This is a genomic window from Xanthomonas sp. LMG 12461 (assembly GCF_009192935.1).
Lineage (GTDB): Bacteria > Pseudomonadota > Gammaproteobacteria > Xanthomonadales > Xanthomonadaceae > Xanthomonas_A > Xanthomonas_A sontii.
On the sequence record NZ_NQYT01000053.1, the window covers coordinates 1 to 12,340 of the forward strand.

General features: G+C 64.2%; 10 protein-coding genes and 3 pseudogenes. 5 read left to right on the forward strand and 8 right to left on the reverse strand.

Annotation, left to right across the window (positions count from 1 at the left end):
• Window positions 1–313, reverse strand: a pseudogene (locus CEK68_RS13985) (Type IV secretion system protein virB6); the annotation flags it as partial.
• 48 nt (window positions 314–361) lie between these two features.
• The gene (locus CEK68_RS13990) at window positions 362–1,003 is read right to left on the reverse strand and encodes a hypothetical protein (protein ID WP_152239749.1); all 642 of its coding nucleotides are present in this window, start codon (window positions 1,001–1,003) and stop codon (window positions 362–364) included.
• Window positions 1,004–1,788: 785 nt separating this feature from the next.
• Between CEK68_RS13990 and CEK68_RS13995 the strand changes: the two genes are divergently transcribed.
• A complete protein-coding gene (locus tag CEK68_RS13995; protein ID WP_017914920.1) occupies window positions 1,789–2,046 on the forward strand; it encodes a hypothetical protein in 258 nt (85 codons plus the stop codon).
• A 1,494-nt stretch (window positions 2,047–3,540) separates the two neighbouring features.
• Here the strand turns inward: CEK68_RS13995 and CEK68_RS14010 are convergent.
• Window positions 3,541–3,919 (reverse strand): annotated as a pseudogene (locus CEK68_RS14010) (JAB domain-containing protein); the annotation flags it as partial.
• Between the two features lie 174 nt (window positions 3,920–4,093).
• Between CEK68_RS14010 and CEK68_RS14015 the strand changes: the two are divergent.
• From CEK68_RS14015 to CEK68_RS14025, 3 genes are read left to right on the forward strand one after another with little or no spacing between them, the layout of a single operon-like run.
• Window positions 4,094–4,525 carry a hypothetical protein gene (locus CEK68_RS14015; RefSeq protein WP_152239732.1) on the forward strand — a complete coding sequence of 144 codons (432 nt, stop codon included), beginning with the start codon at window positions 4,094–4,096 and terminating at the stop codon, window positions 4,523–4,525.
• Window positions 4,522–5,640: a hypothetical protein gene (locus CEK68_RS14020; protein ID WP_152239733.1), complete on the forward strand. Its 1,119-nt coding sequence runs from the start codon at window positions 4,522–4,524 to the stop codon at window positions 5,638–5,640. Before CEK68_RS14015 ends, CEK68_RS14020 begins: the two co-directional genes overlap by 4 nt.
• Window positions 5,556–7,262 carry a hypothetical protein gene (locus CEK68_RS14025; RefSeq protein ID WP_152239734.1) on the forward strand — a complete coding sequence of 569 codons (1,707 nt, stop codon included), beginning with the start codon at window positions 5,556–5,558 and terminating at the stop codon, window positions 7,260–7,262. The genes CEK68_RS14020 and CEK68_RS14025 overlap by 85 nt, the downstream gene beginning before the upstream one ends.
• 77 nt (window positions 7,263–7,339) lie before the next feature.
• Here CEK68_RS14025 and CEK68_RS14030 read toward each other — a convergent pair whose 3' ends face one another.
• Entirely contained in the window at window positions 7,340–8,347 is a 1,008-nt protein-coding gene (locus tag CEK68_RS14030) for an NAD(P)-dependent alcohol dehydrogenase (RefSeq protein ID WP_152239735.1), read from the reverse strand.
• A 149-nt stretch (window positions 8,348–8,496) separates the two neighbouring features.
• Between CEK68_RS14030 and CEK68_RS14035 the strand changes: the two genes are divergently transcribed.
• Window positions 8,497–8,883, forward strand: a complete 387-nt coding sequence (locus CEK68_RS14035; RefSeq protein WP_152239736.1) for a helix-turn-helix domain-containing protein — start codon at window positions 8,497–8,499, stop codon at window positions 8,881–8,883.
• Window positions 8,884–9,272: 389 nt separating this feature from the next.
• Here the strand turns inward: CEK68_RS14035 and CEK68_RS14040 are convergent.
• The 4 genes and pseudogenes from CEK68_RS14040 to CEK68_RS14055 all read right to left on the reverse strand — a co-directional run.
• Window positions 9,273–9,593 (reverse strand): annotated as a pseudogene (locus CEK68_RS14040) (RebB family R body protein); the annotation flags it as partial.
• A gap of 80 nt (window positions 9,594–9,673) precedes the next feature.
• Complete coding sequence (locus tag CEK68_RS14045; protein ID WP_017915251.1) at window positions 9,674–10,000, reverse strand: RebB family R body protein; 327 nt, start codon at window positions 9,998–10,000, stop codon at window positions 9,674–9,676.
• Between the two features lie 374 nt (window positions 10,001–10,374).
• Window positions 10,375–10,938, reverse strand: a complete 564-nt coding sequence (locus CEK68_RS14050) for a hypothetical protein (protein WP_152239738.1) — start codon at window positions 10,936–10,938, stop codon at window positions 10,375–10,377.
• Between the two features lie 80 nt (window positions 10,939–11,018).
• Window positions 11,019–11,627 (reverse strand): hypothetical protein, encoded by a 609-nt coding sequence (locus CEK68_RS14055; protein ID WP_226977884.1) that lies wholly within the window; start codon window positions 11,625–11,627, stop codon window positions 11,019–11,021.
• Window positions 11,628–12,340 lie beyond the last annotated feature (713 nt).

Below are 12,340 nucleotides of genomic sequence, written 5' to 3' on the forward strand. Positions count from 1 at the left end.
CGCCGTTGGCGCCGACGGTGGAGGCAATCATCAGGATCACCGCGACCTTGGCCGCCTTGACCATCGTCGCCATCGCCGATTCGCGCGACTGCCCGGTGGCGATGCGATAGCCCTGGATCAGCACCCAGAACATCGTCGCCGTCAGCGCAATCACACTCACCCAGTTCATCGCACGCCGCGTCAACTCCAGACCGAAGGTCGCGATCTCGTTGGTGAAGTAGTTGTTCACCAATCTGAAGAACAGGAAGTCGCCCAGGTTGGCGTCCGCCAGCGGCTGCACCCAGTGCGTCGCAGTGTCGAAAAGTCCGTTCATGCTGCCTGTCTATCCGGTGTCTGGTGATGAATGTGGGCTGCTACGCGGTCAGTTCTGCAGCGCGCCAGCCAGCACGCCGGCCTGCACGACCTGCCCCAGCAGGTCGTCCTTGTTGCCATTCAGGGCGCGCCGCGCGAGCCGCGACTGGTCGTCCTTGAGCGCCACGATGTAGGAGTCGTAAGCCTTCATCTGCGCATTCCAGTAGTCCAGGTCCATGGCATTCTGCGCCGCGAAGCGGCGGACTTCGTTATCGTTGGCGGCCAGCGCGCCTTGGCTCGACCCGACGCTGTCGCGCTGGGCCTCGATCTGTTGCTTGAACTGCTGGTTGCGCTCGATCAGTCGCTTGAGCATGCGCACGGTCTCGTTGTACTGGGCGTTCTGCGCCATCACGATGCGCGCGCACACCTTGGTCTGCTCCCCCACCGCGTCACCGCTCATGTTCGGCGCCAGGGCCTTGAACTGGTTGAGCAGTCCCGAGAGGCCGCTCTTGGCGGCGCCCGGGCAACTGTCTTCCAGGCCGTAGTCCTGGGGCCGCTCGGCGAAGTTGTCCTGCATGGTGGACTCGCCCAGTTGCAGCCGCTGGAGCTTGATGAGCTGCTGCTGGTAGTGCTCCAACTGCTTCTGGTACTGGCTGATCGTTTCCTGCCAGCGTTTCGCGGTCTCCGCGTACTCCGCCATCGCTTTGTACATCGACTCCGGATCATTGACGATCACCTGTGCGTTGGCCTGGCCGGCGCAGAGTCCACCGGCAAGCAGCAGTGCCGCGAACCACGGCGAGAGCGGGATGAGGGAGCGGCGTTGGCGAAATGCTGTATTCACGGCAGGTCTCGTCGGGTCAGAAGCAAAACCGGTGGATCGGGATCAGGAGGCAGTCCTACAGAGCGAGGACGCCAGCGGGGCGAGGCTGAGCAGAAGGGCTTGGACGGGGGCGAAGCACTGCCCGGCAGCCGCAAGAGCAATTTCTTGCTGACGACTGCGGATTTGCCCACCACCTGGGCTGAGGGATCGATGCAGGTTCTGGTCCTGCTGCGGCCATGGTCCTTATGCGCAGTTGGGGCAGGTTGGGGCAAACTCTGACATAGGTGTGGTTGAATTTCCACCTCCCCTCATTCAGGCGGGCGTGGCCGGCTTCGCCGAACGCCTTCCATGCGTGGCCCTACAGCGGGCTGTAGGAAAAGTCTGACCCCTCAACGCGGTAGTTTCCGACCACGCTTGCGCAGTCCGCTTGTCAACACCCGCCTGATGGGGATCACGCCCCTTGGCCGAGCCTGAGATGCAGACGCCCACCCCCAGGGGGAAGGACACGTGATGCGTCACCACCACATTGCAATCAAGCTGGCCGCCGCACTGACGCTGCTCACGGGCAGCGCGTCGGCGCGCTGCCCGGATATCGGCCATATCCTTGCCTCGGCGAGTACCGGCTTGGGTCGAGGTACCCACAGGCTCGCGATCTATCCCAGCTCAGTACCGCGCGGGTGTATGTCTTTCAGCAGGAGGGCATCAGCTATCTGCAAATCAACGACCCGACCGACCAAGCGCACACCGCCATAGGCTGGGTCGAGAACACGCGCCGGGTCCTGCCCATCGGTGCCGATGCCGACCGCACGGTGATTCTGCCAGTCGCCTCACCGACACCGGCAGATACCCTTCTGGCCTACGAAGCAGACGATGTGACCGTCCGCCTACAAAACACCTCTGGCGGCGACACCTGGCTCATCGTGCCCAAAAAGTGACAAGGATCACTACCGACCGGCTCTGCCCGGCGACAGCCCACCATCCGTCTTCTCGGCTGCCTGCACCAGCGATACAACACGTGCTTGGACCCGGGACGCGACTTCCTCCACCGTGAAGCCACGCCCGATTACCTATCTCACCGCTTTGGCACGGAACTCATCCGTGTATTGGTTGCTGCCGCCCATAAACACCCCGGACATTGCCATCAATTATGGCAACTGGATGTCTACGAAAGGCTGGCCGGTCCACGAGCAGTGCGCGATGAGCATGGCGAACAGGGGCCTGGCGATATCCCCGAAAAGTCCCAGACGCAGTCGCTTTCTGGATCAGCGGGCGACACCTGTCAAAATTTGTAGCCCCACTCCCTAATGATGGCTTCCAAGATGTGTTGATTCGGTACGGTCGCGCCTGGACATGTCATCAGAAATGTCCGGCGTGCCGCCGCCGTGGCCGGCGCGTCAAACTTCGGGTCCCATATCTGGATGGCGTGGAAGGCTGCGATTGGTGCCGTACATTGCGGACTCGGAGCGCCGAACCCGGACACGCTGGCCATGCAAAGAAAGACCGAGCAAGAATCAGGCGTCTGTGCGCGAGCTGGGGCGCTGATGCCGAGGCCTAAAGCCGCAGCCAGTGCGAGAGTGGCGGAAATGGCGCGTAGTTTCATGATGAACCTCCCTGGTTGCTGAAATGACGTGCTTGTTTTCGGGCGACTTGCGATAAGCGTGGCTCAACGAGACAGCGCCGGCGCCGATTGCTGTGGCGTCGGCTGGGACAGGCAATGCGTGGTTCTCGGCATGGCGGGTGGCTTACAGTCGGTTTGTAGAAGCAGACGGCGAGGTCCGAGAAACGGGTGGAGTGCTGTACCAGCTCTTCCGCGCGAAGGTGGGGATAGCGCTTGAGCATCTGCATATCAGCCATGAAGGCTCAAGAGCGAGGCTCGCGCCGCATTACTTTACCGGAACTGTGCCTGACCACAACTTGAAGAAATCCACCCAAGAGGGCCCTGGGCCAAACCAAGCTACAACTATCTGAATTTTATTAATATTTTATGGCAATGCCATCGCCACCGCAGCGACTGCTGCGGCAGACGATGGCCGCTGTGAACAAAAGAGAGGCGCTGGGTTGCGGATTCATTGCTGCCCCGAGAGTGGGGCCCGGCCATGCTACCTCCATGCCTGCTGACGTTGTTACCGACATGCCAGGCAACCATCGGTCTTCGAGGTTGCGTCGCGGCTACCACGGCGTGACCTACTCCACGCCCTACGCCCCTGCAGCAGTAGACGCTGGCGGTCAGCAACCCCTGCGCCGCGTTGGTGATCTTCTTCCACCCATCCATGCAGATTCCTGCATGAGCGTCCGCTCTGGAGGACAGCGCCGGGCGCTGAGCATTGCACCGATCCCCGCTGGCAGCGTCAGCCCTATGTCGCCATCACCGCGGCGGCTGGCGTGATGCACCAGCAGGCGTAGCAAAAAGGGGGCCGAAGCCCCCAACGTCAAAGCAAACCGTGCGCTGCGAACGACATGGCGACGGCGCCTGCGACGATGACGTGATCCAGCGTGCGAATGTCCACCAGCGCCAGGCGACGCCGTGAGGTCATCGCCTTATCGGCCGCGCTCGGCTCGGTGCCCTCCGCTCGGATGGTTGTGGGAAACGATGACCCCGGCCGCATTGAGCCGTAGCGCCTGCTTCACCACCTCGCGCGGATGCACGTCGGCGGCGTCGACCGTGCCGTGGAGCATCTCCACGTAGTCGATCAGACGACGCTTTGTATCCGTGAACAACACCGCGAAGACTTCGTGCTCGAAGCCGGCCAACTTGGTCAGCAGGTACCCCTTCACTGCCGCCGGCGAAATGAATCCCCCCCGGGATAGTCAGTACATCCGCACAAGTCTCCCCACCGGGCAACGTCCAGAGTCCGTGCAGGGGAAGTGCACTCTGACCCTGGTTTTACTCTCCTCCACTACAGTTGCTCCACTCCGCATCCCAGCGTAAAACTCCAGCGCGAGGGCCATGATCGTGCCCGACATCCCGAAGGAGCGACAGACATGGACCTGCACCAGCACCCCACTTTCGACTGGCTGCAGTTTCCCGAAGGCCGCGCCCGATTCTCCGGTGGCGTACGCGGCATCGTCGACGAGCAGCGTCATGAGACGTTCGCGGTAGAGGTCGGCGACGCCGAATACTTCGGCGAGATCCAAAGAGCCTTCCTGCCCGACGGCAACGACTACAACATCGAAATCGTCTCGTTCGGCTATGGCCGCGATGGCGACGTCGGCATGCACATGCCGGGAACCTGTCGCGTCTTCAGTTTCCCGGAAGTCGGCAGGATTCAGACGCTGGCAGTGCGCTTGATCGAAGCAGGCATGCAGTTCAACGACCGTCCGTCGCTCCTGACCGAGTATCCCAATGCGCACTTCATGCGCAAGGTTCTTTTCAGGGATGGCTGGATCCTGACCGATGCGGAGCGTGCGTCATGAGCGACGACTACGCCAAGCAAATCGATCAGATAAAGCGCGCGACCTCGCTTGATGAAGTCCAGGCCCTGGCGCGCCAGTATTCGGCCAAAGCCTCCGGCGATGGCGGCATCCTCTATAGCCGGGATATCGGCAATGTATCGTCCAAAACGATCGCCCTCGAACTGGCGGGCAAGACCGGTGAACCGATCATCAACAGTACCCCCAGGGCGCAGTTCCTTGGCAACAAACAGGTTGAAGCGGCCGTGCGGGCCACTGCCGAACGCATCTTCGTCTCTCAGGGACAAAGCCTGGCCGACGCGGAAAAAGCTGCGGGCCACTTCCTTTACGGCGACGCCAAGGCTGCTGCGCGAAGCGCTACCTCCCTCGAAGGTTGCCTATGGGGGGAAGCATCGCAGGAGTTCGCTGCCTCGCTGCGGGGCGACATCAAGCTGATCGCAACCGATGCCAACGTGGAGCGCGTCTTCGGCAAGGTGGAATTGCCGACGGTGCTGGACAATCCCAATGTCAGGACATTGGGCGGGCAGCCGACCGCTGCGCTGAAGCCCATATACGCGCGCCAGGGCGCTACCGATGTGCTGCCCATGGTGCAGGCGCAGTTCATTGAAGCCGCGCCCAAGGGCATCTTCGTCGCACCCGATGGCGCCGGACCGAAAGTCACGAAGGTCGCGATTTCGCGAGAAGCAGCCGCTACGCTTGGGGCAGATGCTGCCAAGTTCCTGGCCGCTGCCGAACTCAGCGCCGCCGGTCTGGCCCGCGCACCGTTGGGACTCGGGGCAGCTCCCGCGGCCTCAGTCGGAGAGGCCGCCGTTGCCGCAGAGGCGGTCGGCGCCTCTCGCGGTCTTTCGCCAGGCGTGCTACCGAAAGGTGCAACCGCGGTCGCAGTTGCGGCAGTGGCCTACGACTTCGCTATCACTGGCCATCAGGTGGTGAAGCTGGAAGCGCAGGGCAACACCATAGGCGCCGAGTCGGCCAAGACCCATTTCATCGGTCGCAATGTCGGTGGCATTGGGGGGGCATCGCACTGGGTTTCGTGGCAGGTGCCGGATATGGCCTGGCGGGCGGCGCGGCGACTGGTCCAGGCGCACTTGTCACCTCCGGCGTCGGCGGCGTCGTAGGAGGCATCGGTGGCGCGTTTCTTGGGGAAAAATGGGCGCAGCAAAAGGACCTCGAACGTGTTTTCACGCAACAGGATCGAGACGGGAACACGTGGAGCCGCGACCCAAAAGATCCGAAAGGCACGTGGACGCGCGTCGCCGAAGCGCAACAGATCACTGCGGAAACCCAGATCGGCGCAGGCCGCACGACACCGACCTACGGCAAGGTTCGCTATGTCGCTGGAGACATGCTGGCGAACGAACTGAACTACAAGTCCGCCAACGCGTCCTATGAACTGGGGCTGGCAAATCTGTCCGCCGCGCAGAATCCCTACTCCGTTGCACCTGGCAAGGGCGACACGCGCAGCGCGGATGGCGAAGGAAACTGGGTGCGCGACGCCCACACCCATGCGTGGTCGCGTACCGTGGTCGATCAGTACCTTGAGCATGGCATGACGGCCAGCCATGTGGAGACGGCCTCTCCGCAGCGAGCCGCTGAGCTGGATCACGCAGCGAAGCTGATCATCGCGCAGAATGCCGCCAATACGCCTGCCGCGATCGCGGGCCGGTACCAGATCGCGTATAACCAGTTCGGCTGGAACCGGCATGGGGAAGTGCCTGTCGCCGTCCAGAATGCGAGTACCCAGACCGAATCGCTCGCCGCCTCCGACGGCCATACGTATACGCGCAACGCGAACGGTGAATGGATGACACCGGGGATGATCTACGGCACCAATCAGGCCAGCGGCACTGTGCGCGACGAATTGAACGAGGTGTATTGGAGCCAGCAAGCCGGATTGCAGCAATACGCGGTCCTGGCAAACGAGGCCCTTGCGCATCCGACGCTACCGCAATCGACCCCGATGCGTGGCCTGGTGGCGCATGCCTACGCCAACGCTGGGATTGCGCGTACCGAGGCCGACATTGATGCAGCCACCGCGGCAGTCGCTCGCACGCACGCACAGGCCGGACTCGACAGAGATGGGCGTCCCTACTCCCTCACGCTGCAACCCGATCAGAGCACAGGACGGCCAGGGCCGAACAGCGCCATCGTCACAATGATGGACGATGGTCAGAAAGGACTCTTTTCCAATAGCAGAATGGTGCCGAAGGCCGTCACCACGGCGGAAGAAATCAAGCACGCGGCACAGCCGACCCAGAGCGAACGCTCGACGCCGGTCGGTCCCGCTAGGACACCGGACGCTGCACCGCATGCGGAACGGCCGGCGGCTGTTACGCCCAACGCCACCACGGCCAATGGCGCAGGGCACGCTGCGCACGGCGATCAGCAACCGGGGCCACACGACGGCCTTTCGTCGAACGACCAGACGATGTTCGACAAGCTCAGAGCGGCGACCCCGCGTGAGATCTCCGACGAGCACGTCGCCCGCGCCATGCTGTTGAGCAAGAAGGAGGGCATCACGGACGCCACCAAGATTGATGGCGTACGCATGTCTGGCGATACCTTATGGGTCGTCGGGACCACACCAGGCTTCAAGGTGTCGCTGGATACCCGCGAGCCGGCTCCCCCCTTGCACGAGACGTCGCAACACGCACAAGCCTTCGACCGGCAACAGGCACAGCAATTGGCATACGACGCTTCGCAACAGGAAAGGGTTGCCCGAGTAAGCCAGGTGGTCTGAGTTCATCGACCATGAATTCTGTCAGAGACCGGTATGGCCAAAAAACGGGCCGATCCCTTCTTCGTTATCCACGCAATTCAGGTCGATAGGCACAGCTTCCCAAAATGCTTCCCCGCCGCCTGATGCGCAAACGCATCGGCGATGTCTTCCAGCGCGAAGGTCTGGTCGACCACCGGTTTGATGCCGGTCGCGTCGAGGGCGCGGACCATGTCGCGCTGGTGGCGGCGGCTGCCGACGATCAGGCCCTGCAGGGTCTGGTGGCGTTGCATCAGCGCCACGGTCGGCACCTGGCCGGCAATGCCGGTCAGCACGCCGATCAAGGCGATGTGGCCGCCGATGCGGCAGGCACGGATGGACTGGCCCAGCGTGTCCGGTCCGCCCACTTCGATCACCACGTCGACGCCGCGGCCGTTGGTGTAATCGAGCACCTTGGCCGCCCAGTCGGTGTCGCGGCGGTAGTTGATGGTGAAATCGGCGCCCAGCGCCTGCGCACGTGCGAGCTTCTCGTCGGACGACGAGGTGGCGATCACTGTGGCGCCCATGTGCTTGGCGAACTGCAGGGCGAAGATCGACACGCCGCCGGTGCCGAGCACCAGCACGGTGTCGCCGGCCTTCAGGTGCGCGTCCACCACCAGTGCGCGCCATGCGGTGAGCCCGGCGGTCGTCAACGTCGCCGCTTCGGCGTGGCTGTAGCCGCGCGGGGCGTGCGTGAACCAGTGCGCAGGACGAACGACGTATTCGCGCGCATAGCCGTCGACGCCGTCGCCGGGTACGGTGGCGAAATCGGCGATGGTCGGGCCGCCATCCAGCCAGGTCGGGAAGAAGGTCGAGACGACCGCATCGCCCACGGCGAACTCGTCCACGCCCTCGCCCACCGCCTCGACCACGCCAGCGCCGTCGGACATCGGGATGCGGCCGTCGGCGCTGGGCATGCGGCCGGTCACCACGCCCAGGTCGTGGAAGTTGAGCGAGCTGGCATGCACGCGCACACGGAGTTCGCCGGCGCCCGGCTGGCCGGGATCGGGCAGATCGACGAGGCGGAGGTTCTCGAGGCCAGCGGGCTGGCGCAGGGTGATGGCTTTCATGGGCAAGACATCCTTGGGGGAAAGTGGCGAGGGGCAGCGCCGCATCGGTTGCAGCGAAACCGCATTGCAGGCATTGTCGGGACGCACTTCCTGCATCGCAAGAACGTACAATTTTCGCAGGTACTATCAATTTTGTAGGTACAACGACCATGCGTCTGAAACGTCTGGATGGCAAGAGCGGCTGCGCGGTCGAAGTCACGCTGTCGGTGATCGGCGGGGTGTGGAAGCCGGTGATCCTGTTCCACCTGCTCTCCGGCAAGAAGCGCTTCATGGAACTGACGCGCCTGGTTCCCAACGCCACGCAGCGCATGCTGACGCTGCAGTTGCGCGAGCTCGAGGAGGACGGCGTCATCGTGCGCCACGTCTATCCGCAGGTGCCGCCCAAGGTCGAATATGCGCTGACGCCGCTTGGCCACTCCCTCGCGCCGGTGCTGATCAGCCTGCGCGAATGGGGCGAGTCGTATCGCACCCGCGAGCTGTCGCGCGCGCCGGCCGACGCCCCGGAGCGCGTGCGTGGTGTAGCGACGGCTACTTGATTCAGGCAAGCGCCGAAAGAAAACCGGCGCGCGCACCACGAGGCGACGGCAACGCGGCAGGAAGCACGACGTGGCGTCGCGGAACGTCGATCATCGAGAGCGACACCGCTGTAGATGCAAGATCCGGCGACGCTAGTGAGCTTCAATCGCGAAGGGAGGCCTATTTGCAGACGTCAGCGATCAACGAGGTCTCCCGACTACCGACCTTGGAAGGCGTCGGGACTGAGGTCACTCCCACAGGCACCCTGGCCAACACACCGCAAGTCCTGGGGAGCGGCCGCCGCCGCGACGTGCGTGAGCGGGATTGCCCGTTGCGGCTGAAGCCGCTCCTTCAAGCACAAAGACGTGTCGCGCTGAGCCGTCGCAGAGCACGTCTTCAACGATGACCATCAAGCCCGCGTCGGCATCTTGTCCTTGAACGCCCGCAGCACCGCCGGCAAGCTGGCTAGATTGTCGGCAACACCAGCCTGGGCGATCTTCTCAACCAAGCCCGCGGTCGTGCTTGCGCTCGGCGTCTGCACTGCTCCCGGGCAGGTCGCCTGCGCCAGCGTAGCCGGCAGCAGCGGCGCTGACACAGCATTCTCGAACGGCGTGCCTACCGAATGCGCCAAGCTTTTGTCGACGGACGTCATTGCCTGTAACGGCGCTTCGCCAATGCCCTTGGCATTGGGCACGGTGACGGCGTCGGTGACCTGGTTATTGACTGCTGTGGATAGGCCCTAGAACGGTCCTCGTCAGGCAGAAGACCGCATCGCTACCGCCGTCTTGCGACGGCGTTAGCGTGCATGGCCTACGGCTGCTTGAACGCGTTGAGTACGGTCAGCAGGCTGGTGAGGTTGTCGGAGACGCCGGTCTGCGCGACCTTCTCGGTGGCGCCGGCGGCGGCGGTCGAGTCGAGGCTGTAGATCCGCATGACGCCCTGGTTGGCCACTGCCTGCGCCAGGGTGTTCTGTTGCTGCTGCGCGGAGACAGCGTTCCCGAACAGGATACCCGTCGAGTGCGCCATGCTCTGGTAGATCGACGCCATCGCGAAGGCCGGCGCTTCGCCGATGACCTTGACGTTGGACTGGGTGACCGCATCGGTGATCTGGTCGTTGACCGCGGTGGGAAATGCCATGTGTTCGCTCCTGGGTTGGGGTACGGCCCACGCCGTACGATCTCTGAAAACGGGACAGTGCAGAACCTGTGAAACCGTGTGCGGCGTTTGTCTCGCCAGCCTCGCCGCGATGTGCGCGCGACGAGGGAACATCGGCCACGATGCGCCGCGACCTCGGCCGATGCGTATTGCTACCGCTGCGGGGTGTATCCCCTCGCGGCATCCGCTGCCATCCAATGCGATCCACCAGTACGGCCGGCGAACGAGCTACCGTCCGCGACGTGGCGCCAGGCTGGATCGCTGATGGCACGCAGCCATTTGCATCGCACGCCGTTGCGCAAGGCCTTGGCCCACGCCGCAAAGCGCATCATGCGCGTGAGAAACACACGCCCGGCTCAGGCAGCGGGAGGCGGCGATGGTGCTCCCGGCTCCGCGGCCGGCGCATCCGCGATGAGCCCCTGCGCACGCGCCGCCTCGACCACCGCCTGCATCTGCTGGGCCAGGGCCGCGAACTCGCGCTCCAAGCACGCGCGCACTTCGGCCTGCACGAGATTGGCCAGGCGATCGGGGATCTGCGCCATCACCAGGTGATTGCTGCCGCCCTCGCCGCTCTGCGGCGGACGTAACTGGCCCGGTGGTAGCTGGTCTAGCGAACTGGCCGACTGGATCGCCTTGAGCACCGCCGCTTCGCTGGCCGCGGTGGCGCCGTCCAGCGCGACTCTGCTGTTCTGCATCGTCTGCTGCATCTGCTGGATCAAGCCTTTCACGCGCTCGCGCTCGGCATCGATCAGCGACGGCGACGCACCGGCCGTTTCGGCGGCAGGCGCTACCGGCGGCGCGGACGATTCTGACGCGAAGCGCCGCAGTTGCTCCTGCTCGAGAGGAAGTAGCGGGCGACGCAACCAGCTCTCGGTGAGCTGGCGCAGCGTTGCGAAATCGGATGCTTGGTTGGCTTGCATGATGCTCCCCTGCGTGTGGTGAAACCGGTGATGCGAACGGCCTAGGTGGACGCGGACTTGCGGCCGTGCACCATGTCCGCCTACTTGGCGATGCTCTGGTCGATCTTGTCGATGGGCAAGCCGGCGGACTCGGCCTCCAGCGCGCCAGCAGCGGCTGCGACCGCCGCGGCGGCACCGACCAGCACGTCGGTGGCCAGCACGCCCAGCGCATCCTCGGCGGCCTGCTCCGGCTTGTTCTCGGCCAGGTTTTTGAGCAGCACGCTCTGGCTGGCCAGCGCCGTCTTGCTGACGCCGTCGAAATAGACCGCCGCCGATGGCGCGACCAGGCCCTGCGCCTGTCTGATCCGCATGTTCGAGCCGACCTCAACCTGCGACGGTGCATAGGCCATGGTTTCGGCATCGCTGCGCTGTACGCCCCGCACGATCGTGCTGTTGAGCGCGTCGCAGGCCGGCCCTGCCGCCTCGGGCTGCGCGAGCATGTGTGCGTCGAACGTCTTCAGCATGGATGGCGGCGTTGGCGACACGGGCGGCGATGTGGCGGCTGCCGCGCCGGCCCGGTCGCCGAGCTCGCCACGATCGGTCGCTGTTGCAGCCGATGTCGCGGCAGAGGCGCCGGTGGACGCGGCCGGTGGCATGGACACCGTCGCCGCTTCGGTGATCTGTGCATTGGCGCCGTTGGGAACTGTCATGGTTCACTGCTGAGAGAGGAATGGCCGATGCCGTGAGCCCTGCGCATCGGATCAGGCGGCCGAGGCCGGTATCGCTACGTGCAACGACGAGCGTAGAAGCCGAGCGGGCCGGCACCATCGAGGAGGCAACGCCCCGAAACGGTGGCGACCAAGGCTGCGCTGCAGCGCACGACATAGCGACGACAGCCCCAGCCCCCAGCCCCCCTCAGATGCTTTGCTTGTGCCACTCGACGTTGCAACGCACTCCTACAGTGATCGGCTGCAGTGCGCAGTTCCTGCATAGCCCGCACAGCAGGCAGCAGGTTTTGTCCACATTCGTAGACATGCTCCAGGCAATCCTCGCACCTTGCATGCGGGCAATGGCAACACACCACATTCTGGCGGTAGCCACCGCTCGCTCCGGCGCACACGTTATGGCGTTCGGCCCGGACAACACGCGCTCCAAGCACCGAGGACGACGTCGCAAAAGGCTCCGGCTCCAGGTCCGCTCTTGCCGCTTGCGTCACGGCGCCGGCCAAACACGGGCATGCCTTGCAGAGTCAGGGGCGGACGCATGCATCGTCGACTGTTGATCACGAATCGCGAGGAGGGGCTACGCTCGCGCCGTACCCTCACCCCCGACCCCTCTCCCGGGGGAGAGGGGAGTTGCCCTGCGGCGCGTGCCGTCTTCTTCGCAGCGATTTTTGGAATCGCGCCTGCAAGCCGGCGCTCTT